This window comes from Stenotrophomonas sp. YJH_SMC_130, from assembly GCF_059369035.1.
This window is the reverse complement of sequence record NZ_JCAFSH010000008.1, coordinates 20,095-43,806: the sequence shown is the minus strand read 5'-3', so window position 1 is coordinate 43,806 and position 23,712 is coordinate 20,095. Positions and strand designations below refer to the sequence as shown.

17 protein-coding genes are annotated in these 23,712 nt (G+C 66.2%); 2 read left to right on the top strand and 15 right to left on the bottom strand.

Translation table 11 applies throughout. From position 1 onward, the window contains the following. Window positions 1-46 precede the first annotated feature (46 nt). From AC5P5V_RS11700 to AC5P5V_RS11650, 11 genes are all read right to left on the bottom strand, one after another. Window positions 47-1,762: a BatD family protein gene (locus AC5P5V_RS11700; protein ID WP_231352273.1), complete on the bottom strand. Its 1,716-nt coding sequence runs from the start codon at window positions 1,760-1,762 to the stop codon at window positions 47-49. Further along, window positions 1,759-3,597 (bottom strand): tetratricopeptide repeat protein, encoded by a 1,839-nt coding sequence (locus AC5P5V_RS11695; RefSeq protein WP_231352274.1) that lies wholly within the window; start codon window positions 3,595-3,597, stop codon window positions 1,759-1,761. The genes AC5P5V_RS11700 and AC5P5V_RS11695 overlap by 4 nt, the downstream gene beginning before the upstream one ends. Further along, window positions 3,594-4,598: a vWA domain-containing protein gene (locus AC5P5V_RS11690; protein WP_134969406.1), complete on the bottom strand. Its 1,005-nt coding sequence runs from the start codon at window positions 4,596-4,598 to the stop codon at window positions 3,594-3,596. The genes AC5P5V_RS11695 and AC5P5V_RS11690 overlap by 4 nt, the downstream gene beginning before the upstream one ends. Further along, a complete protein-coding gene (locus tag AC5P5V_RS11685) occupies window positions 4,595-5,044 on the bottom strand; it encodes a DUF4381 family protein (RefSeq protein WP_231352275.1) in 450 nt (149 codons plus the stop codon). The genes AC5P5V_RS11690 and AC5P5V_RS11685 overlap by 4 nt, the downstream gene beginning before the upstream one ends. Further along, window positions 5,041-5,970 carry a DUF58 domain-containing protein gene (locus tag AC5P5V_RS11680; RefSeq protein ID WP_231352276.1) on the bottom strand — a complete coding sequence of 310 codons (930 nt, stop codon included), beginning with the start codon at window positions 5,968-5,970 and terminating at the stop codon, window positions 5,041-5,043. The genes AC5P5V_RS11685 and AC5P5V_RS11680 overlap by 4 nt, the downstream gene beginning before the upstream one ends. Before the next feature lie 8 nt (window positions 5,971-5,978). After that, the gene (locus AC5P5V_RS11675) at window positions 5,979-7,004 is read right to left on the bottom strand and encodes an AAA family ATPase (RefSeq protein WP_049411374.1); all 1,026 of its coding nucleotides are present in this window, start codon (window positions 7,002-7,004) and stop codon (window positions 5,979-5,981) included. A gap of 173 nt (window positions 7,005-7,177) precedes the next feature. Further along, window positions 7,178-9,148 carry a type IV pilus secretin PilQ gene (locus AC5P5V_RS11670; protein ID WP_065179084.1) on the bottom strand — a complete coding sequence of 657 codons (1,971 nt, stop codon included), beginning with the start codon at window positions 9,146-9,148 and terminating at the stop codon, window positions 7,178-7,180. 21 nt (window positions 9,149-9,169) lie between these two features. Then, entirely contained in the window at window positions 9,170-9,703 is a 534-nt protein-coding gene (locus tag AC5P5V_RS11665; protein ID WP_005418914.1) for a pilus assembly protein PilP, read from the bottom strand. After that, window positions 9,703-10,359, bottom strand: a complete 657-nt coding sequence (locus AC5P5V_RS11660) for a type IV pilus inner membrane component PilO (protein WP_049411380.1) — start codon at window positions 10,357-10,359, stop codon at window positions 9,703-9,705. Before AC5P5V_RS11660 ends, AC5P5V_RS11665 begins: the two co-directional genes overlap by 1 nt. Next, window positions 10,356-11,246, bottom strand: coding sequence for a PilN domain-containing protein (locus AC5P5V_RS11655; RefSeq protein WP_231352277.1), 891 nt, complete (start codon window positions 11,244-11,246; stop codon window positions 10,356-10,358). Before AC5P5V_RS11655 ends, AC5P5V_RS11660 begins: the two co-directional genes overlap by 4 nt. Next, window positions 11,246-12,304: a pilus assembly protein PilM gene (locus tag AC5P5V_RS11650; protein WP_014038321.1), complete on the bottom strand. Its 1,059-nt coding sequence runs from the start codon at window positions 12,302-12,304 to the stop codon at window positions 11,246-11,248. The genes AC5P5V_RS11655 and AC5P5V_RS11650 overlap by 1 nt, the downstream gene beginning before the upstream one ends. Window positions 12,305-12,523: 219 nt before the next feature. On the opposite strand from AC5P5V_RS11650, the gene AC5P5V_RS11645 reads away from it, so the two are divergent. Both AC5P5V_RS11645 and AC5P5V_RS11640 read left to right on the top strand, forming a co-directional pair. Continuing rightward, the gene (locus AC5P5V_RS11645) at window positions 12,524-14,947 is read left to right on the top strand and encodes a penicillin-binding protein 1A (protein ID WP_134968921.1); all 2,424 of its coding nucleotides are present in this window, start codon (window positions 12,524-12,526) and stop codon (window positions 14,945-14,947) included. 190 nt (window positions 14,948-15,137) lie between these two features. Next, on the top strand, window positions 15,138-15,782 hold the full coding sequence (locus AC5P5V_RS11640) for a hypothetical protein (protein WP_061479340.1): 645 nt from the start codon (window positions 15,138-15,140) through the stop codon (window positions 15,780-15,782). Between the two features lie 115 nt (window positions 15,783-15,897). Here AC5P5V_RS11640 and AC5P5V_RS11635 read toward each other — a convergent pair whose 3' ends face one another. The 4 genes from AC5P5V_RS11635 to AC5P5V_RS11620 form a co-directional block, all read right to left on the bottom strand. Then, the gene (locus tag AC5P5V_RS11635) at window positions 15,898-16,644 is read right to left on the bottom strand and encodes a hypothetical protein (RefSeq protein WP_134968922.1); all 747 of its coding nucleotides are present in this window, start codon (window positions 16,642-16,644) and stop codon (window positions 15,898-15,900) included. Between the two features lie 69 nt (window positions 16,645-16,713). Beyond that, window positions 16,714-21,795, bottom strand: coding sequence for an ESPR-type extended signal peptide-containing protein (locus AC5P5V_RS11630; RefSeq protein WP_134968923.1), 5,082 nt, complete (start codon window positions 21,793-21,795; stop codon window positions 16,714-16,716). A gap of 60 nt (window positions 21,796-21,855) precedes the next feature. Beyond that, the gene (locus AC5P5V_RS11625) at window positions 21,856-22,563 is read right to left on the bottom strand and encodes a pilus assembly protein (protein WP_134968924.1); all 708 of its coding nucleotides are present in this window, start codon (window positions 22,561-22,563) and stop codon (window positions 21,856-21,858) included. A gap of 18 nt (window positions 22,564-22,581) precedes the next feature. Continuing rightward, window positions 22,582-23,667, bottom strand: coding sequence for a CblD like pilus biogenesis initiator family protein (locus AC5P5V_RS11620; RefSeq protein WP_495215888.1), 1,086 nt, complete (start codon window positions 23,665-23,667; stop codon window positions 22,582-22,584). Window positions 23,668-23,712 lie beyond the last annotated feature (45 nt).

Below are 23,712 nucleotides of genomic sequence, written 5' to 3'. Positions count from 1 at the left end.
CTCGAAAAATGAATGCACTCTAACAAAGCGCGCAAGCGGCGCCGGTTCAGGTTCGCCGCGTTGGATACAGCGGCGCCAGGCCAGTGTCGGCGGCGCCGGTAGCCACCGACCAGTGCGGTCCGTCACGGAAGACCTCACGCAGGCGCATGCGCAACGGGGCCAGTTCGCCCTGCCCGCCCCAGCGCGCCTGCTGCAGGTCCAGCAACACCTGGCGCTGGGCCGGGTCATCCAGCCGGGCGATCACCTGCTCGATGCGCTCCACGCCCGCCATCGCACACAGACGCGCCTCCACCTGATCGAAACCCTCACCATCCAGCGCGCGGCGCAGTTCGGCCAAGCCGGCACGCCCGCTCACCACGGTCGTCACAGAGGGCTTGCCGGCTGCAGGCGCCGCCACACGCGGGCGTCGGCCTCGCTGCCAGCCCCACAACAGGGTCAGCAGCCACAGCAGCGCCAGGCCAATGGCCGCCGCCATCCATGGCCACGGTCGCTCGGACAGGCCGCTGGCGCGTGGATCGGTCGCGGCGATACGCCCATCCTGTCCATCGCTGCCCGGCAGCGCGGCAGCGGTGTCGATCGGTGGCAGCGCTGCCGGCGAGGCAGTGGCGGCGCCGGTACCGGCCGCAACGGCCAGCGTCAGGTCCGGCAGCTTCGCTTCCTGTGCCTTGCCGTTGCGCACATCCCACCAGGGCAGGCGTGGTCCCGGCACCACCAGCGAACCCGGCTGGCGCGGCACGATCGAATAGCGGCGGGTGATCTTCAGGCGCGGCGTGCTGCCGTTGAAGGTCTCTTCGTACTGTGCCGGTTCGGCGAACACCTGCGCGTTGGCGCCGACATCGGGGACCGGCAGGTCGGTGAACTGTGCTCGGGTCGCGCCTTCGGCAACCGCTTCGACCACCACGTTGGCTGCCTCGCCGGTACGGGCACTGGTGGGCGCGCTGGTGTAGCGCAGCTGCAGGCTCTGCAGGGGCAACCACGGCTGCGGCGCCTGTGCCGGCTGTGCCTGCACCTGCAACGTGCGGTCTGCGCCGGTGGCATTCATGCGGCCATCGCCGCCCCCGAAGAAGTCATCGAAGAAACCTCCGGCGCTGCGCCCGCTGAAACGCGCACCGGACAGCCGCAACGCGCCGCTGCGCTCGGGGATCAGCAGGAAACGTCGTTCGACCACGTTGTAGCGGCGCCCGTTCACCTGCCGTACGTCGGTGCGGTCATCGCCCACCCGCTGCAACGACGCGCCCGCCGGGGTATCCAGCACCAGCTCGCCGGAGGCCAGCTGCGAGGCGAAATACAACCGCACCACCACGCCCACGCTCTGCTGCACGTACGGCGTATCGTCATCGACAACGGTTTCGATGAAGGCCATCGCATTGCTGTCAGGTCCGGCCACGGCGGCCGCATCGACCTGCAGCGTCAGCGGCGCGGTTCGCGCACTTCCCACCTGCAGGCCCGGTACCACCAGCGCACCACTGCGCCGCGGCGTCAGCGCCACGCCATACAGGTTGCGCTGCTGCATGCTGCCATTGCTCCATTCCACCTGGCGGCTGCTGGTCTGGCCGCTCAGGTCGAAGTCGGTGCGCAATGGCGTGAAGTCGGGAGCGCCCTGATCGCTCTCGACATTGAGGGTGACCGTATCACCCATCGCGATGCGGTCGCGATCCAGCCAGGCGCGTGGATGCGCCCAGGCCAGCAGCGGCAGCCACAGCAACAGCGCCGCCAGTACCGGCCGTGACCAGTGCCCGTGCATGTTGATCGCCCGCGTCATCGCCCTTCCCTCTTCCTGCGTTCGTTTTCCAGCTGGAACTTGGCCCGCAGCAACGCGCCCGGATCATCCGGCACACGCCGCATCCACGCTTCCACCGCCTGTTGCTCCTCGCGCTCGCGCGGTGTGCGGCCCTCAGCCCCCGGTACGGGTTTGCCGTCCTTGCCAGCCTCGCCTTCGCGTGCCTGCTGCATCGCCTGCTGCATGCGCTGGCGCTGCTGCTCATCGGCCTGGGCCTGTGCCTTGGCATCCTCCACCTGTGGTGGCGCCTGCTGGCCATCGCGGCCGCGCTGGCCGGGCTGCGGGCTCGACGGGTTCTTGTCGTCACCCGCCCTGGGCTGCCCCTGCTGGCCCGACGGCGGCTGGCCCTGGCCGGGATTCTGCTGGCCCTGCTGCGGCTTCTGGCCCTGCGGGTTCTGCTGGCCCGAGGTATCGTTCTGCTGCTTATGCTGCCCGCTCTGCGGTGGCTTCTGATGATCCTGGCCTTTGCCACCCGACTGCCTGCGCTTGCGCGCGGCATCGACCACGGCACGGTTGGCAACCGCATCGGCCATGCCGGGATGCAACGCCAGCGCGCGGTCGTAGGCGGCGATCGCTTCGTCGTAGTTGCCTTCGCGTGCCAGCGTGTTGCCCAGGTTGTACCAACCGGCATCGTTGTCGATGCCTTCGAAGCGTTTGCGTGCAGTGGTGAAGTCGCCGTTGCGGTAAGCCTGGACCCCCTCGGCCAGGCGCTGATGCTGCGCCTGGTCGCTACGCTTCCACAGCGTGCCCTGCGCGGGTTGCGAGGCCTGCGTCGCAGGTGCCTGCGCCTGCGCGTCATTCATCCATGGCACGAGGCCGACCGCGAGCACCGCCGCCAGCAGCGCACGACGGCGGAAGGCCAGCAATGCCAGCAGCATCACCGGCGGCAGCAGCCAGAAGCCTTCGTCACGCCACTGCTTGCCTTCGCCCGGCCGCTGCGCCGCCGTGCCTTCGCGCGCGTCGAGTACACCGAGCGCACGCAGATCGCTGTCATCGGCGGCGATGCGTGCATAGCGGCCGCCGCCTGCAGTGGCCACCGCGCGCAGGCTGCCCTCATCCAGCGCAGCCTGGCGGATCTGCCCGCTGCCATCGCGGTAGGCCGCACCGGCAGGCGTGCCCAGGCCCAGCACCGACACCTGCAGGCCCAGGCTGCGTGCCTGCGCTGCCGCCAGTGCAGCTTCACCATCCGCCTGGTCGCTGACCAGCAGGATCTGCCCCTGCAGCGCACCGATCTGCCGCATCAGCCGTGTTGCCCAGTCGATGCCGCGGTCGGCACGCTGGCCATCGCGCGGCATCACGTCCGGCGACAGCGCATCCAGATACAGCGCGACGTTGCTGCCGTCGTCGGTCAGCGGCGCCACGGTGTAGGCATCATCGGCATACACCACCAGCCCCACCTGCCCGCCCTGGCGAGCGCGCAGCAGCTGGCCTACTTTCGCGCGCGCCTGCAGCAGGCGCGACGGTGGCAGATCGGTTGCGCTGATCCGGCTGGACAGGTCCAGTACCACCAGCAGCGGCGCGCTGGCCTGGAACATCGGCTGCGCCTGCTGCCGCCAGCTCGGCCCGGCCATCGCCAGCGATGCCAGTGTCCAGCCCAGCAGCAGCGCCCATGGCAGGCGCACGCGACGCTTCGCACCGGCGGCCAGCAGATGTGGCAACAGATGTGCATCCACCGCCTGCCGCCACGCATCACTGCGTCGCTGCCGGTGCAGCGCCAACGCGATGATCAGCGGCAGCGCCAGCAGCGCCCACAACCACTCGGGCCGCAGGAAGTGCAGCGCGTTCCAGTCGGGAAGATTCGAAGCAAACGCGATCATCGGCGACACTCCGGCCACAGCCAGGCCAGCACGCCCAGCAGCAACGCCAGCCCCAACGGCCAGGCATAGCGTTCTTCGCGCGGACGCAGGCTCGGGCCCTTCGCGGCCACTGGCTCCAGGCGATCGAGCTCGGCGTAGATCCCGGCCAGCTGCGCGGTGTCACGCGCGCGGAAGAACTGGCCACCGGTCATGCTGGCGATCTTCTTCAGGGTGGCCTCATCGACCGGATCCTGGTCGGTGGAAATCGGAATGCCGAACAACCGCATGCTGCCATCGCCGCCAAATGCGACCGTGTGGATGCGCACGCCCTCGGCGCGCGCCACTTCCGCGGCGCGCAGCGGTTCCAGCACACCGGCATTGCTGACACCATCGGTCAGCAGGATCAGCACGCGCTGTCCCTCCGGCTGGCTGCGCAGGCGCTTGACCGCCAGGCCGATGGCATCCCCGATGGCGGTCTCGCGCCCGGCCAGGCCGACCACGCTGTCGCGCAGCTGGTCGCGCACGCTGGCCAGGTCCGCAGTCAGCGGCGTGAGCGTGTAGGCGCGGTCACCGAAGATCAGCAGGCCGACGCGGTCGCCCGCACGACGATCAAGGAAGTCGGCAAGCACGGCCTTGGCTGCGGTCAGGCGATCGACCGCCTGGTCGCCCAGCACCATGTCGCCCTCGCCCATGCTTCCGGACACGTCCATCGCCAACATCATCTGTCGGCCCTGCTGCGGGGGTGTCATGGCTTCGCCCAGCTGCTGCGGTCGCGCCAGCGCGATGCACAGTGCACACCACCCCAGCCAAAGCAACAGCGTGCGCAGCCACGACACGTCGACGCGGCCACCACCGGACAGCGCTTCCAGCTCGGCGGCAGCGTAGGGGACGCGTAGTGCAGCACCCGGCGCTGCACGGCGCTTCCACCAGCGCATCAGCAGCGGCAACGGCAGCGCCAGCAAAGCCAGCGGCCACGCCAGCTGCAGGTCCGGCCATGGCCAGTAACTTGCCAGCAGGTTCATCGGCGGCGCTCCAGCAGCATCGCCAGGTAGCGTTCGCGGGCCCAGCTGCGTATGGCCGCCACGTCGCGGTTGTCGACGCGCGGGCGATAGGCGCCTTCGGCCAACAGGCTGCGGTGGTCATCGGCCAGCGTGCGCTGCGGGTCGAGGCGTTGCCACCAGGCGTCATCGCGCAGCGATTCACTGCCCGGCCGTGCATGGCGTGCGGCACGGCGCAGCAGTCCGGCGATGGCCGCCAGTTCGGCCGCAGCGTCGGGGGCGGTTGCCAGTTCCTGATCGAACAGCTGCAACCAGCGCTGGCGACGGCGGCGACGCCGCCACATCAGTACGGCGATCACCAGCAGCACCAGCATGACCACCGCGCCGATCATCAGGTAACCGGGGGCTGGCGGCCACCATGACGGTGCCGGCGGCAGCTGCACATCGCGCAACGGCAGCGCGGCGCTCATGCCGGCACCTCGGTCGGCGACGGCGCCAGCCAGGCGTCGCTGGGCGCATCGGAGGACAGCACCTGCACGTCGACGCGGCGCGCGCCGAGCTGGCGCCGCAGCTCCTGCAGCGGCTCGACAAAATGCGCCTGCCAGTGCGCCTGCACTTCGCTGCGGCGCAGGTCGAGACCGATGCGCTGCTGCGCGGTCTGGAACTGCAACGCCGCCGACGGTGGCCGCAGCTCCAGTGGATCGACCAGCAGCACCAGGCTTAGGTCGTGATGCTGGGCCAGCGCGCTCCAGCGCGCGGGCGGAATGCGGATGGCCTGCTGCGGATCGGCCAGCACCAGCATGCGCGCGCCTGGGCGCAGCACGCGGCCGGCATGGTCCAGCGCGCGCTCCAGGCCCAGATCGTCGGCCGGCGGCTGTGCATACCAGCGGGTCAGCGCGTCGAGCACGCGGAGCACACCGCGCGGCCCACCTGCGGGGGTGATCGGCGCTTCGCGGTCGCTGCCACGCAGCGCGCCCACGCGATCGCCACGGCGCTGCGCCGACCACGCGGCAACAGCACCCGCGCGTGCGGCCTGCACCGATTTGAAGCGCACGCGGGTACCGAAGTACAGCGCCGGCGACGTGTCGGCCACGATCAGGCTGATCCGCTCGCGCTCGGCCTGGAACAACTTGGTATGCGCGCGACCAGTGCGCGCGGTCACGCGCCAATCGATGTGGCGCGCGTCGTCGCCGGCCACATAGTCGCGCGACTCGGCGTACTCCATGCCGCGGCCGCGCAGCGGGGATGGCGCCTGGCCGGCGTTGCCGGTGCGGCCACGGCGCGGCGGCGGCGGACGCTGTGCCAGCCGGCGCAACGCGACCAGTTCGGCCAGCTGCGGGCGCAGGCCGTCACCTTCGAGCGCAGACGGTGCCTGTTCCAGGGATCGATCGGTCATGCGCAGGCTCAGGGTGCCGGCACCCGGGCCAGCAGCTCCTGCACCAGGCGCTCGCCATCCCAGCCCTCGGCGGTGGCTTCATAGCTGGGCAGCACGCGATGGCGCAGCACGTCGGCGGCGACCGCACGCACGTCGTCGGGCGTGACGAAATCACGGCCGGCCAGCCAGGCGCGCGCACGGGCACAGCGCTCCAGTGCGATGGAGCCGCGCGGGCTTGCCCCCCAGGCGATGCGGCGGCCCAGGCCGGCGTCGTAGCGCGAGGGGTCGCGCGAGGCCAGCACCAGCTCGATCAGGTAGCGCTCCAGTGCCGGTGCCATGTGCAGGTCCAGCACTTCACGGCGGGCATCGAACACGTCCTGCATCGGCATCTTGTCCGGCGCCGGCGCGGCCTCGCCCAATGCACCACGGGCACGCTCACGGGCCAACCGCAGGATCTCCGATTCGGCGGCCTGGTCCGGGTAGCCGATGCGCACATGCATCAGGAAGCGGTCCAGCTGCGCTTCCGGCAGCGGGAACGTGCCTTCCTGTTCGATCGGATTCTGCGTGGCCATCACCAGGAACAGCGGCGGCAGCGCATAGGTATGCCGGCCGACCGTGACCTGGCGCTCGCCCATGGCTTCCAGCAGCGCCGACTGCACCTTGGCCGGCGCGCGGTTGATCTCGTCGGCGAGCAGGATCGGGTGGAAGATCGGGCCAGGCACGAACTCGAACCGGCCTTCCTGCGGGCGCCAGATCTCGGTGCCGGTGAGGTCGGCCGGCAGCAGGTCGGGGGTGAACTGCACGCGGGCAAAGTCCGCTTCCAGGCGCGAAGCCAGCGCACGGATCGCCGTGGTCTTGGCCAGGCCCGGTGCCCCCTCCACCAGCAGATGGCCGTCGGCCAGCAGCGCGATCAGCAGGCGTTCGACCAGTGCCGCCTGGCCGACGATCTCGGCCGACAACGCGTCGCGCAGTCCGGTGAATGCCGCATGCAGGCGGGAGATGGCCGGCGCGGGCGGCGGCGAGATGGTTTCGGGCATCGGCGGTGGCAGGTTCATGGGGGCCTTTGACCGGCGCAGGACGGCACGGGTTCCCGACATCATCGCAGGGTGCCTTGCGATTGGCATCAAGAACGGCTGAACAGCGCATCCACGCATGGCGTGGATCTACCGGCGGAAACGAGGAAGGGCCGCACAGGGCGGCCCTTCTTCGAAGACTTCGGAGCGATGGCTCAGTTCTGCTTGGCCACGCGCAGCACCTTCGGGGTGACGAACACCAGCAGTTCGGCCTTGTCCTTGTTGCGGCCGCGCTTCTTGAACAGGTTGCCCAGGAACGGCACGTCGCCCAGGAACGGCACCTTGCTGATGCTGTTGCGATCGGTGAACTCGTAGACACCACCGATCACCACGGTCTGCCCGTCCTCGACCAGAACCGCGGTATTGACTTCGCGGCGGTTGATCGACGGCACGGTGCCGTAGCCCTCCAGCTGGATCAGCTGGTCGACTTCGTCCTTCTTCACCTGCATGTTGAGGAACACGCGGTTGTCGTTGGTGATGGTCGGGGTGACCTTCAGCTCCAGCACCACTTCCTTGAACTGCACGTTCGGCGTCGCCACGCCGCCAGCGGTACCACCGCTGATGGTGACGTAACCGATCTCCTTGCCCTGCTTGATCATCGCTTCGCGCTGGTTGGTGGTGACCACGCGCGGGTTGGAGATCACCTCGCCTCGCGATTCCTGCTGCATGGCCGACAGTTCCACGTCCAGCAGGTAGCCGGCATTGAGGATCGACAGTGCCAGCGAACCCGGGTTGCTGGCGGCGGCCACCGGCAGGTTCCAGTTCAGGCCACGGGTGATCGCCGAGCCGGACTTCACCGGCGGCGGGCCGACCCGGCCACCGGCTTCCCAGTCACGCTCGGCCTTGGCGTTGGCCAGGTCTGTTGCGACCTGCGACTTGCGGGTCTCGGCATTGGCATCCAGGCTGCCGCTGAAGTACACGTTGTCACGGCTGCCGCTGACACCGAACTTCGCGCCCAGTTCGCGGGCGAAGGTATCGGTGGCGATGACGATGCGGCTTTCGATCAGCACCTGGTCGACCGGGCGGTCGATCACGTTGATCAGCTCGCGCATGCGCGCGATCTTCTTCGGGATGTCGCTGATCATCAGCGTGTTGGTGCGCTCGTCGGCCACGATGCGGCCGCGCGAGGACAGGAAGCCACTGTCTTCCTGCGACGAGCTGCCCGAACCACCGCCGCTGCCACCACCACCACTGCCACCGATGCCCTTGGCCTCGGTCAGCGCTTTGAAGATCTGCGTGGCGCTGTGGTAGTTGATCTGGATGTAGTCGGTCTGCAGGTCTTCGCGGTTCTCGATGGCGATGCGCGCGTCTTCCTTCTCCTGCTCGAACTTGGCCAGTTCAGCCTGCGGCGCCACCCAGATCACGCTGCCATCGCGACGCTTGTCCAGGCCCTTCGCGCGCAGGACGATGTCCAGCGCCTGGTCCCATGGCACATTGACCAGGCGCAGGGTCACATTGCCCTGCACCGAGTCGGACGCAACCACGTTCAGGTTGGACTCCTCGGCGATCAACTGCAGCACGGTGCGCACCGGCACGTCCTGGAAGTTGAAGGTCACCGGCTTGCCGGTGAAACCACGCTGGCCGACGGCCTTGGCCGCCTGGGTGACGCTGCCGGCGGTGACCGCGCCGACGGCGGCCGGGGCCTGTCGCGGGCTGATCTCGACCACGTACTCATTGCCGCTCTGGTAGGCCAGCGACTCCACGGCACCCCCGGTGCTCAGCACCAGCTGGGTACCGGCACCGGACGGCTTGGCGTCGATGCGCTGTACCGGCGTGGCGAAGTCGGTGACGTTCATCGGCTTCTGCAGGTTGGCCGGCAGTCGGGCATTGCCGACGTCGACCACGACGCTGTTGCCCTGCGTGCGCAGGTCAGGGATCGCGCCCTGCCCGTCGAACTGCACGATCAGGCGCCCGGCGCCGTCATCGCCACGCTTGAAATCGATCTTGGCCACCGACAGGCCTGCCGGCGCAGCGGCCGGTGCCACGGTGGCGCCCACCGGCTTTTCCGCCGGTGCGGCAGCCAGCGCCGGAGCGCAGGCCAGCATCAGCGCGACTCCCAGCGCGCTGACACGGTTCAAGGTAGAGCGCCGGATGGGACGCAGCCCCTTGGCTTGGTGAAAGGTCATCGTGCTATCCCCAGTAAACGATCATTGATCTTCAAGCGAGAGCGTTGCCGGCCGTTCCAGCCAGCCACCCGCGCCATCCGGCACCAGTTCGATCAGCTCCACGCGGTCTTCGAAGACCGCCGTGACCCGCCCGTCGCTCTGCCCCAGGTAACCGCCCGGGCGGACCCGGTAGGTGACCTTGTCCGGCCCCATCACCAGCGCCACGGTGCCTGCACCGGTACCGATGGTGCCGACCATGTCCAGCGCATCCAGCGGGAAGCCTTCCAACGGCTCCTTGCGCCGGTTCGGGTCCGGTCGCAATCCGCCGTTCCCCTGCTGCGGATTGGTCCAGGCATCGGTGAACGGATCGCGCATGCCCTGCGCGGAGTATTCAAAGGTCTCGAACTGCTGCATCACCGGCAGCGGCTCCAGCGGTTGCGCCGGTCGCGCCCGCTCGCCTTCCACCCACTTCTCAAGGTTCGGTGCGTCGCCGGGCGTGCTGGTCACGCCACGGCCGCAACCGGCCAGCAGCAGTACAGCCAGCACCATCGCACCACGTACGGTCTGCGCGCGCATCACTTCTTGCCCTCCTTGCCAGCGTCAGCCGCCTGCTGCGCCTGCACTTCGGTCTCGTCCAGGTAACGGTAGGTCTTGACCGTACCGGACAGTTCCAGTGCACCGCTGCGGACGTTGCCGCCGGTCTTTTCCTTGGGCTTGAGGTTGATGTCATGCATGGTCAGGATCACTACCCGCGGCAACGAGGCCACGCCACTGACGAATGCGCCGAACTGGTGGTAACTGCCGACCATGCGCAGCTTGATCGGCTTCTCGGCGTAGAACTCCTTGATCTGCTCCTGCTCCGGCTCGAACAGCTCGTTGGTCAGGCCGCTGGACAGCGCGGTCTGCGAGATGTCGATGATCAGGTCGGGCATTTCGGTCTTGCTCGGCAGCTGCCGCAGCATCTGCTGCAGCACCTGCTCCATCTGCGCCAGCTGCTGCTTCAGCGGCTCCAGGTTCACCGCGCGTTCCTGCTGCTTGGTGAACTCGGTGCGCAGCTCGACTTCCTTCGATTCCAGGCCGGCCAGCTCCTCGCGCTTGCCGCTGATCAGCAGCATCCACGCCACGAACATGATGACCAGTGCCAGCAACGAGCAGAAGACGATCTTTGCCTTCTGCGGCCAGTTGCCGATGTCGTTGAAATCCAGGTTCTTGATGTCGATCTTCTGGCTCATGCGCGATCCCCCTGCAGCAGCGCATTGAAGGCCTGCGGCGGCTGCGCCAGGCGGCTGCCCTCAGGCTTCGGGGCAGGTGCCGGAGCCGGCGCGGCAGCCGGAGCGGCCGGTTGGTTCGGCTTGGCCGGAGTGGCCGGCGGTGCAGCGGCCGGTGCGGCGGGAGCCGCTGCCGGCTGGCCCGCTGCCGGCGCCGCAGGCGTCGCGGCATCCGGACCTGCGGCCAACGGAGCCACCGGTGCCGGTGCCGGCGCCGCCGTCGCCACCGAGCCATCGGCGTTCAGGCCCGGCGTCGCCGAGACCTCTTCGCTCTGTGCCGGCAGTTTCACCTTGACCACGAACACGTAGGGCAGCGCCTTGATGTCGGCCAGCGGACCGACCTTGCCATCCTTGTCCTTCTCCGGGTCACGCGCTTCGATGATCGACAGCTCCGGATTGGTCATCCAGCCGGAGGTCTCCAGGTTGCGCATGTAGGCCGAAACGCGGGCATTGGACTGGGTGCGACCTTCCAGCGTCAGCACATCCCCTTCCTGCTTCAGTGCGGTCAGCACCACGCCGTCGGGGATGGTGCGCACCAGTGCGTCGAACAGGTGGACCATCTGCGAGCGCTTGGCCTGCAGTTCCTCGATCACCTTCTTGCGGGCCAGCAGGCGTTCCTTCTGCGCGTCGAGGCGATCGATCTCCTTGTTCTGTTCCTTGACCTTCCCGATCTCGGCTTCCAGATAGGCGTTGCGGTCCATCTGGCCGCTCACCTGGCGGTCGTAATAGAACCAGATCATCAGCGACAACAGCAGGCCACCGACAGCGGCCATGCCCAGCATTGCGTAGAACTCGCGCTGGCGTTGCTTGCGCCGCTCGGCGCGCCAGGGCAATAGATTGATGCGTGCCATCAGTCGAAGCTCCTCAGCGCCAGACCGGTCGCGATCATCAGCGCGGGGGCATCCTGGGCCAACGCATGCGCGTTCACCTTCGGCCCCAGGGTCATCTGCGCCAGCGGGTTGGCGACCACGGTCGGCACGCCCAGCTGCTCCTCGACCATCTCCGGCAGGCCACCGAGCACGGCGCAGCCGCCGGCCAGCACGATGTGATCGACGCGGTTGAATTCGCTGCCCGCATAGAAGAACTGCAGCAGGCGGCTGATCTGCTGGACCGTGGCTTCCTTGAACGGCTCCAGCACTTCCATCTCGTAGCTTTCCGGCAGGCCACCCTGGCGCTTGGCCAGCCCGGCTTCCTCGTAGCTCAGGCCATAGCGGCGCATGATCTCGTCGGTCAGCTGCTTGCCACCGAACACCTGCTCGCGGCTGTAAAGGCTACGGCCGCCGCGCAGGACATTGAGGGTGGTCATGGTGGCGCCGATGTCGACCAGCGCAACCACGCCGTCGATGGACACCGGCAGCTCGCTGGCGACCAGGGCGTAGGCGTTCTCGACCGCAAAGGCCTCCACGTCCATCACCTTGGCCTGCAGGCCACCGAGCTCCAGTGCGGACTGGCGCAGCTCGACATTCTCCGAACGCGACGCGGCCAGCAGCACCTGGACCATCTCCGGGTTGTTCGGGATCGACCCGATCACCTCGAAGTCCAGGTTCACTTCCTCGATCGGATACGGAATGTAGTTGACCGCTTCCAGCTCGATCTGGGCTTCCATGTCGTTTTCGTCGAGATCGGCCGGCATCGGGATCACCTTGGTGATCACCGCCGACCCCGCGACGGCGGCAGCGGCCAGCTTGGCCTTGCTGCCTGAACGGTTCATCGCCCGGCGGATGGCCTCACCGACGGCCTCCACTTCAACGATGTTCTTCTCCACCACCGCATTCGGCGGAAGAGGTTCCACAGCGTAATGTTCCACGCGGAAACGATTGCCGCTGCGGGACAGCTGCAAAAGCTTTACCGCAGTCGAACTGATGTCGACGCCTACAAGCGGCGACTGACTTTTTGGGATGAGCCCCACGGTTTCTCCCCTGCCGACGGGCACTTGGACGCAAGACCTGCGTCCGAGCATTAATAACGTATTCTTAGCAAATGGCAACGGCCCTGCTGTGAAATCCCTCACGGATTCACCATGCAGCCCCTGACTGTTCCCCTTGCGCTCCCCGGTGCCGACCCCAGCCGCCACCTTGCGTAATCTATACTCTGCGACCACGAAATCCGCAATCGGAATCTGAACCCGATGACTCGACTCCGCCGCTGGCTGCGCTGGATCTTCCTGATTGTCCTGGTCCTGGCGCTGATCGGCGCGGCCGCCGTGGGCGGTCTGTACTATGCCGTTTCCTCCAAGCTTCCCGACGTGCAGACCCTGCGCGACGTGGAAATGCAGGAGCCGATGTACGTCTACGCTGCCGACGGCAAGCTGATGGCGGTGTTCGGCGAGACCCGGCGCACCCCGGTCACCATGAAGGACGTGCCCGAGCGGCTGAAGCAGGCCTTCCTGGCCACCGAGGACGCCCGCTTCTACGAGCATGGCGGCGTGGACTACATGGGCATCGGCCGTGCGGTCTGGCTGCTGGCCACCACCAACGACAAGCGCGTGCCGGGTGGCTCCACCATCACCCAGCAGGTCGCCCGCCAGTTCTTCCTCAGCTCCGAGTACAGCTATACCCGCAAGCTGGCCGAGATCCTGCTGGCGCGCAAGATCGAGTCCGAGCTGAGCAAGGACGAGATCTTCGAGCTGTACCTGAACAAGAGTTTCTTCGGCAACCGCGCCTACGGCGTGGCCGCCGCCGCCGAGTTCTACTACGGCAAGAAGCTGAACGAGCTGGACCTGGACGAGATGGCCTCGCTGGCCGGTATCCCCAAGTTCCCCTCGTCGGGCAACCCGATCTCCAACCCGGAACGTGCCCGCCAGCGTCGTGACAACTACGTGCTGCAGCGCATGGCCGACCTGAAGTTCGTCAGCCAGGCCGAGGCCGACGCGGCCAAGGCCGTGCCGATGCACGCCACCGCGCATGAGCCGCCGGTGCAGGTCGATGCACCCTACGTGGCCGAGTTGGTGCGCCAGGAAATGATCGCCCGCTTCGGCGGCGACGTGGTCAACAAGGGTTACCACGTCACCACCACGATCGATTCCACCCTGCAGACTGCGGCCAACCTGGCCGTGCGTGATGGCCTGCTGCTGTACGACCACCGCCACGGTTGGCACGGCGTGGAGAAGCAGGTGCAGCTGGGCGCCGGCGACGATACCGCCGCGCTGGCCGAGCACCTGCGCGGCATGTACGGCCAGGCCGGCCTGCTGCCGGCAATCGTCGCCAGCACCTCTGCCGATGGCAGCGCCACGGTGGTGCTGGCCAACCGCACCGAGATCGTGCTGCCGGCCGGTGCCGCCAAGTGGACCAACAAGACCCCGGGCAAGCTGGTGCAGCGCGGCGACATCGTGCGCGTACGCGCCGGTGCCAAGGAGGGCGAGTGGCTGCTGGACCAGATCCCGCGCGGCCAATCCGCGCTGGTCTCGCTGGATGCCCACAGCGGCGCGCTGAAGGCGCTGGTCGGCGGCTTCAGCTTCTCCGGCAACAAGTTCAACCGCGCCACCCAGGCCCGCCGCCAGCCGGGTTCCAGCTTCAAGCCGTTCATCTACGCCGCAGCGTTCGACAAGGGCTACAACCCGGCCTCGATCGTGCTCGACGCCCCGGTCGTGTTCCGCGATCGCCGCGGCAAGACCTGGGCCCCGCAGAACGACGGCGGCGGCTTCCGCGGCCCGATGCGCCTGCGTGAAGCGCTGGTGCAGTCGCGCAACCTGGTCTCGGTGCGCCTGCTCGATGGCATGGGCGTGGACTATGCGCGCAAGTACATCAGCGAATTTGGCTTCGCCGAATCGGAGCTTCCGCCGAACCTGTCGATGTCGCTGGGTACTGCCTCGCTGACCCCGCTGTCGGTGGCGCGTGGCTACGCGGTGTTCGCCAATGGCGGCTCGCGCGTGGATACCTGGCTGATCGACCAGGTCAATGACCGCGACGGCAACCTGGTGTTCAAGGAAAACCCGGCACTGGCCTGCCGCGATTGTGCGGGCAGCAGCGATCAGCCGGTCAACCAGGTGGTGGATGGCTTCAACTTCGGCGCCCCGGCCCCGAAGGTGGACCCGGCCGCTGCGGCCAAGGCCGAAGCCAAGACCGAAACTGCCGCCGCTCCGGCCAACCCGGATGCCCGCACCGCCCCGCGCGCGATCGACGCCCGCACCGCCTACCAGCTGGTGTCGATGATGCGCGACGTGGTCCAGCGCGGTACCGGCGTGCAGGCCAAGGTGCTCGGCCGCGAGGACGTGGGCGGCAAGACCGGCTCCACCAACGACCATCGTGACGCCTGGTTCTCCGGCTTCGGCGGCCCGTACGTGACCACCGTGTGGGTGGGCCGCGACGACTTCCGCTCGCTGGGTTACCGCGAATACGGTGGCAAGGCGGCGCTGCCGATCTGGATCGACTACATGCGCACCGCGCTGAAGGACACCCCGATCGCGCAGAACGAGCCGCCCAGCGGCATGGTCCAGGCCACCCTCAACGGCGCAACCGAGTGGGTGAAGGTGGAAGACATGGACCGCCTGACCGACTACGACCTGAACCTCAATACGCCGCAGGCCGACGCCGCCGCGTTCGATATCTTCTGAGGAAGGGCCAGGTGGGTGCCAACCGTGGGTTGGCACCGCTACGACTGTAGAGCCGAGCCCATGCTCGGCTCAGGGCCCCCGCGTAGAGCAGCCGAGCATGGGCTCGGCTCTACATCCCCACCTTGAAATACCCACGCGGATGTCACATCCGTGCGCTAGTCTGTAGCCAGGTCGCAACAGGAGTCATCGCATGCACCGCGCCCGTCAGCATGCTGCCAGCCAGACCCGCGAGCGGCGCCACCGCCTCGCCCACGAAGCCGCCCGCCTGATGGCTGAAGGCGGCATCCGCGACTACCACCAGGCCAAGTTGAAGGCCGCCAGCCGGCTCGGCATCCACGACGATGCCTCCCTGCCCCGCAACACCGAGATCGAAGACGCCCTGCGCGAGTACCAGCGGCTGTTCGCTGGCCCCCAGCACGGCAGCGAACTTCAGCGCCGCCGCGAGGCCGCGATGCGTGCGCTGGAGTTCCTGCACGGCTTCGCCCCACGGCTGGCCGGCCCGGTGCTGGAAGGTACCGCCGATGCCAACAGCCCGGTGCAGCTGCACCTGCACAGCGACGACCCGGAAGCCGTGCACCGCTTCCTGGAGGAGCACGGCATCCCCGCCGAATCGCGGACGCGCCGGCTGCGCATGGACCGCGAGCGCAGCCTGGATGTGCCAGTGTGGGTGTTCAGTGCCGAGGAGCTGACCTTCGACCTGGCCGTGCTGCCGTACGATGCGCTGCGCCAGGCGCCGCTGTCCCCGGTGGATGAGAAGCCGATGCGGCGCGCGTCTGTCGCACAGTTGCGGCAGCTGCTGGCCGAAGCGGAGATCACCGCGTACGTCGGCGGGTGACGGTCGCGCAGGTTCTGGTAGGTGCGGACCGTTGGTCCGCACGGTGCATCAGGCATCCGGATAGCTGACCGAAGAGCAGCCGAGCATGGCTCGGCTCTACAGAAAGTGCGTTGCCCTACCAGACATCATGGTGCTGCTCCTCCGTCTCATCGCCAAGCAGGCGCATCAACCAGGGAGCTCCCACGCGCTGCGGGTACGCCATCATCATCCGCGCGTGCATGTTCTGCAGATCGCCCAGCAACCAGGTCTGGTTGTAGACATCGCCGAACGGATCGGACCACGCCGTCTGTATCCGCGCGCGCTCACCGCCGTTGAGGTTGGGCATCCTGTCCAGCGGGATCTCCAGTACCGGCTCCAGCGCCCGATTGATGGCCGCGTTCTCCGCCTCCGCCGCACGCATGAGCTCCAGCCGATGGCTCACCTGCCAGCACGGGAAAGGGAAGCAGCTTCCCGTGGCATCGATGTACGTCGCGATGTCGGCCAACATGTGGGCCTTCAGCTGCCACACCATCGCACTGTCCAGCAGCTGCCGCACCCGCAGTGTGCGCAGCGTGCCAGCACGGACATCCTCCGGGGTGGTGAACGGCTCACCCGGGGTTGGGCCGCCATGCCGCACCAGCACGATGCGATGGATCGCCTCCTGGGTGATGTTCTCCACGCGCAGCGCGGCCGCCTCCGGATGCACGCGCGGCGGCGGCACGCTCGATACCCGCCAGGTGTACCAGGCCGCCAAGCACGTGCCCGCCACGCACAGCAGGGCGAACAGCAGCCAGCGGTCCAGATTGCGGGTGTAGTAGTAATACCGCGCCCGCCACAGATAGAACGTGCGATAGCTGATGAATCGGCTTACCCAACGGTACATGGCCATTTCCTCGGCAAGGGCCCCGGCGCGGCGGGGCGGGTTACGCGCGTCACGCCGGGGCTCCATCGCTTACCAGCCGATGCTGACGCCGACGCCCATGCTGCGCTCACCGCTGTTGGTGAACGCCCCATTGAGGCTGAAGGTGGCCGAGCCCTTCTCGTTGAGCACGCGCTGGTAGCCCACCGCCATCGCCGACTCACCCTCGCTGTAGCCCACGCCCGCACCCAGGCGGTTGTAGGTGGCCAGGCCGGCGGTGTTCATCGCCATCGCGCTCTGCGCGCTGCTCATCGCCGCCATGCGGTTGAAGCGCTTGTCCATCTTGTCCAGGCGGCGCTCGAAATTGCTGATCGCACCATCGGTGTACTCGTTGGCACGGGCCAGCATCTTCTCCAGCTCGGCGGTGTCGACCTGCGGCTTGGGCGTGTCGTCCTGCTTCGACTTCGGCTGCGGCGTGGGCTTGTCACCTTCACCGGTAGAGGCGATCTGCGGCGAACCGCTGGTTTCCGGCGTCGGCGCGATCTCTTCGGTGGATGGCGACGGCGTGGATGCCGCGGCCATGGCGCGGGCCTGCGGCTGATCGTCGATGCGCTGCTCCAGCCCATCCATGCGGCCGTTGAGCTGCTGCTGCATCGAGTGCAGCTGGCCACCGTTGACCGCATCGCGGCTGCCAGCCGCGATCAGGCCGTTGGCCACGTTGGAGATGACCATGCCGTTGGCACCGGCCAGGGTGAGCTGTTGGGTACCGTCTGCGCGGACCGAGGGGGTTTCCTGGAACACGGAGCGGAGCTGGGACTCGACCTGGTTCACGCGCGAGGTGGTGCTGACGACCGCGCCGTCGAGCGCTTCCAATGCACCATTGAGGGTGGATTGGGACTGGCCCTGCACGTTGAAGCTGGGGCCAACGATGTTGCCGTTGGCATCGACTTCGCTGCCGAGAGCGGAGAGTGCGCCGCGCAGCTGGCCGACGGTGGCGGCGTTATGGTTGGCGGTGCCGTTGGCGATGTTTACGAGGCGGCGCTTCATGCCAACACCGCCAAATGACGCGACTCCTTCTTCATCTGCCAGGGAACCGTTTCCAAGTGCTAGGGAGCCATGAGCTCCGCCTTCAACTCTTGCGGCAGCACCAATCGCGATACCTTCATTCGCACCGCCCGCGCCTCCACCGACCTGTGCACCGACCCCCATTGCGAATCCATTCGCAGAGTCCACAGAGACAGCCGCCGCTCTACCAATTGCGGTGGAGTTCTTCCCCATCGCCTCCGCAAACGTGCCTACCGCAGTTCCCCCCTCCAGTCCCGTCTTTGCTGAATTTCCAACCGCAACGCCTGCCACACCTGCTTCGGCGCGTTCACTGAAGGGCGCTGATCCGATACTCACAAACTGTGCGACATCCTCAAGCTCCGAAACACGGCTGTTGGTCTCATAGAGCTGACTGCCACGCACAACATCCGAGCTATCAGCCGACAGAGTCGCCTCGGCCACGCCAGTCAAACGCGCACCACCGTAATCGATGACGCTCGCATCCAATCCACGCATTGCCTGCGCGCCCATCTCCCGCTCCTTGCGCATCGCCTCCAGATCATTCCGATTCTGCGAGATCTTCTGCTCTGCGGCGTACAACTGACTGCCGGTTACGGCATCACGGCTTCCTGGCGCCACTCGGCCGTCAGCCAGGTTGGTCAGCACCATGCCATTCACGCCATTCAGCGCGATCTGGTTCATGCCATCGGCACGGGCCGACGGCGAATCCTGGAAGATCGAGCTGAGCTGACCTTCCACCTTGTCCGCGCGTCGGCCCGCGGTGATGACAGCGCCATCGAGTGCCATCAGTGCATCCTCGACGGTGTTCTGCGTTCCACCCTGCACCGCGTAGGTCGGGGCGATGATGCTGCCGCTGGCATCCATGCCTGCGCCGCCGCCGAGGGTGGCGAGGGAGTCCTTGAGCTGAGAGACGGTGGTGGCGTTGTGGTCGGCAGTGCCATTGGCAAGGTTCACCAAACGGCGCTGAAGCACTCCATCTCCAAAAGATACTGTTCGACTTTCGTTAGCCACCGAGCTATCCCCCAAGGCAACGCTATTGAGCGCCCCCTTCGTCACAGAGCTCCCAGCGCCAATGGCAACTCCATTCGTCTCCTCAACAATTGATCGAGTACCAAGTGCAAAGCCACCGCTTGCAGAGCTATGGACCCACGAGGCTCGACCGATCGCGATCGATGCTTCACCCTGTGCACGAGAGAACGCGCCAATCGCCACCGCCCCCTCAGATAGAATCGACGCCTCGGATGACTCTCCCAGAGCAATACCCAGAACCCCGCTCTTGGCAGCATCTCGATCACTTGAAGAGCCGATCGACAAGAATCTGGTCGTTTCTTCTACTACTTCAACACGGCGCTCAGCGCCCTCTACTGAAGACTGAACCTTTGAGATTGACTCGTTCGTCGCATGTAGCTGCCTTCCCGATACGGCATCCGTACTAGTCTCCCCTAGATCTGCGTCTGAAACGCCACTGATCTTCCGGTTAGCATTGGCGCTGTTACGCACATCCAAAGTCGTACCGCTGTTCTTCCCGCCCAGGCGCACATCGCCAGACGCAGATACCTGCGCCACCAGCCCGCCCAGCGCAGCTGTCTCGGCCAGTGCCTTGGTTGCATCAGTTTTCGCCACAGCAGCGTCTTCGCCCGCAGACCTGGCCACGCCCTCCACCGTCGTCACCTTGTCATTGGTGGCATTGAGCTGCCTGCCGTTGACGGCGTCATAGCTGCTGGCGCCGACCACGCCGTCGGCCACACCGGTCAGGTTCCGATTCGCGTTCGCGCTATTGCGCACATCCAGCACGGTGCCGCTGTTCTTCTCGCCAATACGAACGTTGCCATTGACAGCGGTCTGGTTGACCAGGCCACCCAGCGCGACCGCCTCGGCCAGCGCCTTGCCCGATTCCACCTTTGCTTCATTGGCGGTGGTGGTCGCCGCGTCAGCGGCTGTCTGGGCCTTGGTCACGGCCTGATTGGTGGCATGAAGCTGGTTGCCGGTGATGGCATCGGTACTGCCGGCTCCCACCGCGCCATCGGCGATGTACTGGATCTTGCGCTTCCTGCTGGCGCTGCCAACTGATATCGAATTGGCCGAAGCCGTCACTGCGCCTGCACCCAGCGCAACAGCGTTCTCATGAGAGGCCTGGGCACGGTCACCCAATGCCACGGAGCTGGTGTTCGTAGCCTTGGCCAGATTGCCCAGCGCGCTGGCGAACTGCGCCGTCGCCTCGCTGCCACGCCCCAGTGAGGTGGCCTGGCTGGCACTGGCCTTGCTCAGATAACCAACCGCCGTACCATGCTCTGCCTCGGCCTTGGCGTCGCCGCCTACAGCAATAGAGAAGTTGCCGCTTGCGTTGGCACGGAAGCCGGTTGCGACGGCGCCGTTGGCGCTGCGGGTCCCGGCACCAACCGAGACACCCGCGTTCTGGTTGGCCACCTTGTTACCGTCCGCATCCACACCAGCGCGTGCGTCGTCGCCCAGCGCTACGCTGCGGCCGTTGTACGCTTTGGCGTTGTTGCCGAGTGCAGTGCTGATGCCGAAGCTCGCATTCTCTGCAGTGGCGCCTTTACCGAGTGCGACATTGGTGGCGTCGATGCGGTTCGTGGCAGCCTGTGCGATTGACTTCACCGTGGCCAGTTCACCCGTGACATCGCCTGCAGTCTTCTCCACGGCCGAGAGACGGGTATTGGTCTGGAACAGCTGGTTACCCGTGATGGCATCGGTGCTGCCTGAACCCACTACACCATCAGCAACGTACTGGATCTTCCGCTTCCTGCTGGCGCTACCGACCGAAACGGAGCTGGCTGAAGCGGTTACCGAACCGGCGCCAATCGCAACGGCGTCCTCATGCCCAGCATGTGCGCTGTGTCCAAGGGCGAGCGAACTGATGCCCGTTGCCCTGGCTAGATTGCCCACTGCGGTTGCAAATTTCGCCGTTGCTTGTGTCCCTCGCCCCAAGGCCGTCGTCTGCTGAGCGCCCGCGATACTGCTCTTTCCGAAGGCCGTACTCAACTCTTGATTGGCCACGGCATCGGTGCCGATCGCAACGGAGAAATTTCCTCCCGCGATGGCCTTGTGTCCCATGGCAACGGCACCGTGTGCACTCCGGGTACCGGAGCCGACCGAGACGCCCCCCGAGCTTCCATTGGCCTTGTTCCCAGCGGCATCCACACCTGCCCGTGCATCGTCACCGAGGGCAACGCTCGCGCCGTTATAACCCTTTGCATTGTTGCCCAACGCTGTGCTTGCGCCATAGTACGCATCTGACTCAGCGACAGCTCCCTTGCCGAGTGAAAGTGAGTCGGCATTGATGCGGTTAGATGCTGATTGCGCCAACACATGCGTGGCGTACAACTGCTTACCGGTGACCGCATCTGTACTTGTTGCATTCAAGCGCGCGTCAGCCACGTTGACAATCCGCCGCTTGTTTCCACTTGTGCCGACGGAAACAGTACCCTGCTCATGAGCTTCAGAATCTGTCCCAAGTGCAACGGAATTTGCAGCCGATACCTTCGCCTTGAAACCAAGGGCCACACCATTGAAGTCTGCACTGCTGTTTCCACCCACCGCGATCGCACCGGAATATCCTGACCTCCCCGCAGCAGATCCGCTCCCAATAGAAATGGCATCGATGTAAGTTGAACTTGCCCCATTGCCCAATGCGACAGCGCCAATTCCATTTGTAAGAGCATGTGCGCCAAAGGCGGTGCTGTAACCCTGCTTGTTCTGGGCGCCGTAGCCGAATGCCACGCTCCGGTCACCCACACTCTTGGCCTGATGTCCAAAGACCGTGGATTCCCTGCCCTGCACATAGGCTCCGTTCCCCATTGCCAGGACTCTGGCGCTATTGGGACCCACGCTCGCCTGGGTGAACTTGTCGTCCAGCCCCGCATATGGCAGACATGAGATCCAATCCGGATACTGATTGATTGTGCATTTCGAGCCAAAATTGTCGGCGCTGACATTGCCCATGAACAGCAGCAGGACGGGCAATGTAGATAAAACTGCCACGTTGGCGCTCAGGTTTGCGCTGCGCTTGCCGCGGACTCTTGCGACCTCGCCCGCAACCACCCAGCACTGCTTGGCCACACTCCAGATACGTCGATAGATTCGATTCATGCTCGTTCTCCTTAACACCAAAGGGAAATGAAGCCCCGCGCTGACGCGGGGCCATGAAGGTCAGGCGCTCGGCGCCAGGGTCGTTACGTGATCGCGATAGCCGTCGTTCGACAAGCGGTACTGCAGTTGCAGGGTGCTGCCGGGCTGGAGCTGGACCGGCAGGGTCAGCGCAGCGTCGGGGTAGAGGCTCTTCGACAGCTCAAGCGGTGTGCACACGCCACTGGCATTGCACTCGGATGCACCGGTAATGCCGACACGCAGCGTGCCGGTGTTGCGCAGGGTGTCACCCTGCAGTTGCAGATCCACGCTGCCCTTGGTCGGCACCACGTTCACCAGTGCCCCCCAGACCAGGCTGACGCCGACATTGGCCTGCGCGGTCTGTTCAGCGTCTTCCAGAGGGGCTTCATCCGGGCCTTTGACACCCTCGAAGTAGATGCGGTACGCCGCCTCCTTTTCCACGGTCTGCAGCGGAATCACCCGGATCAGGCGATTGCCACCACCGCTGAGTGCGAACTTTCCGGGCGTGATGGCAATCGCCGCGTCGGCGGCTTCTACTTCGATCTCTTCCTCATCCAGCTGTGCCGGGTTGGTGATGCGCAACAGCCGTGCCTGCACGTACTGCGGCTGGGTGGATTGCGAGTACACGCGGATCTGCGTGCCGTGCCTGGCATCCACCGCTGCACGCATCGGATAGATGGACAGGTTGGCCTGTGCCGGCTGGGCCAGCAGCGCGCTCAACGGCAACAGGCAGAACAGCAGTTTTTTCATGATGAGCCTCCGTGGGGATCAGGGTTTGGCGGTCGGCACGCGCAGCTCTACCGTCAGCTCGCCCTCATAGATACCGGGGCGCTGGCTGGCGATGGGGGTGGGCGGTGTCTCCAGCGTCAGCGGCGTGGGCACGCAGTACACGGGCTGGCTGATGCCCGGCAGCAGCACCATGCGCAGCTGCGCGCTGTCGATGCCGCGCAGCAGCTGTTCCTCGCCGTGTTTCATGGCCAGCTCGTTGCCGCCGTAACTCAGCCGAACGTGGTAGTCGAGGCGCTGGGTATCGTCGCTGCCACCGTCCTGGTGCCAGACCGCGAAGTCACGCCCGGGTGGCGGACGCGGCCCGCTGTCGCGCACGGTGACACCGAGGAATTCGCTCTGCGAGCCCACGCCGTCGTACAGGCACATGTCCACTTCCTTGTAACCGCCGACCATCTTGCGGATGGGGTCGTAGCGCAGGTCCATGTTGACCAGTGGGGCAATGCCGTCGAAGCCCGGGAAGTAGATCGAGATCGCGTCGTAGTCGGTGACTGTGAAGTCGAAGTTGAAAACGTACTTTGCAAGGCTCTGTGATGGCGGCTTTCGTAGATCGAGCTCCAGCTTGCCCTGCCAATGTCCAGCGGTGAGTCCCTGGAGTTCATCGGCTTCCAATAGCAAGCTCGCACCGGTTCCAACAACCGGTTCTCCGAGACAAGTCTGCGCATACGATGGATAGAGGGTGTAAAGCTCGCGATGCCAGTAGTCACTACTGCACCAAGTGACAGGGTCAATCCGATATAGCGCGCCCTTGACTGTGACCTCTGCAGGCATTCCCCCACGACGTTCCGTCAGGCGAACTGGGACTCGGGAAAGAATCCCTCGCGCGCTCTCATGGGTATCTTCTGTCGCACACTTGCCAGTAGATGAATCCGTCTCCGAAGCGCAAGTGAGGAACAAATGCCCATATCCGGCGGTCCCGGTGCCTTCGTGCGCAATAAGTGTCTTGGGCGCCCATATCTCAATGTCCCCTGGCATCGCCGAACGGTCCCATGCCATATTTATGTCCTGGCCAATCACACCGCTCGGCGGATCTGTTTCAGGCAGTCGTTGCGCCCAGGCCCGTGGCATCACCAGCACCAGCGCACACACCAGCATCAGCACACACATCCAACG

Coding starts and splice junctions, on each gene's coding strand:
- AC5P5V_RS11700 (WP_231352273.1), bottom strand. CDS start 1,762: ATGACGCGGGCGATCAACATGCACGGGCACTGGTCACGGCCGGTACTG.
- AC5P5V_RS11695 (WP_231352274.1), bottom strand. CDS start 3,597: ATGATCGCGTTTGCTTCGAATCTTCCCGACTGGAACGCGCTGCACTTC.
- AC5P5V_RS11690 (WP_134969406.1), bottom strand. CDS start 4,598: ATGAACCTGCTGGCAAGTTACTGGCCATGGCCGGACCTGCAGCTGGCG.
- AC5P5V_RS11685 (WP_231352275.1), bottom strand. CDS start 5,044: ATGAGCGCCGCGCTGCCGTTGCGCGATGTGCAGCTGCCGCCGGCACCG.
- AC5P5V_RS11680 (WP_231352276.1), bottom strand. CDS start 5,970: ATGACCGATCGATCCCTGGAACAGGCACCGTCTGCGCTCGAAGGTGAC.
- AC5P5V_RS11675 (WP_049411374.1), bottom strand. CDS start 7,004: ATGAACCTGCCACCGCCGATGCCCGAAACCATCTCGCCGCCGCCCGCG.
- AC5P5V_RS11670 (WP_065179084.1), bottom strand. CDS start 9,148: ATGACCTTTCACCAAGCCAAGGGGCTGCGTCCCATCCGGCGCTCTACC.
- AC5P5V_RS11665 (WP_005418914.1), bottom strand. CDS start 9,703: ATGCGCGCGCAGACCGTACGTGGTGCGATGGTGCTGGCTGTACTGCTG.
- AC5P5V_RS11660 (WP_049411380.1), bottom strand. CDS start 10,359: ATGAGCCAGAAGATCGACATCAAGAACCTGGATTTCAACGACATCGGC.
- AC5P5V_RS11655 (WP_231352277.1), bottom strand. CDS start 11,246: ATGGCACGCATCAATCTATTGCCCTGGCGCGCCGAGCGGCGCAAGCAA.
- AC5P5V_RS11645 (WP_134968921.1), top strand. CDS start 12,524: ATGACTCGACTCCGCCGCTGGCTGCGCTGGATCTTCCTGATTGTCCTG.
- AC5P5V_RS11640 (WP_061479340.1), top strand. CDS start 15,138: ATGCACCGCGCCCGTCAGCATGCTGCCAGCCAGACCCGCGAGCGGCGC.
- AC5P5V_RS11635 (WP_134968922.1), bottom strand. CDS start 16,644: ATGTACCGTTGGGTAAGCCGATTCATCAGCTATCGCACGTTCTATCTG.
- AC5P5V_RS11630 (WP_134968923.1), bottom strand. CDS start 21,795: ATGAATCGAATCTATCGACGTATCTGGAGTGTGGCCAAGCAGTGCTGG.
- AC5P5V_RS11625 (WP_134968924.1), bottom strand. CDS start 22,563: ATGAAAAAACTGCTGTTCTGCCTGTTGCCGTTGAGCGCGCTGCTGGCC.
- AC5P5V_RS11620 (WP_495215888.1), bottom strand. CDS start 23,667: ATGCCACGGGCCTGGGCGCAACGACTGCCTGAAACAGATCCGCCGAGC.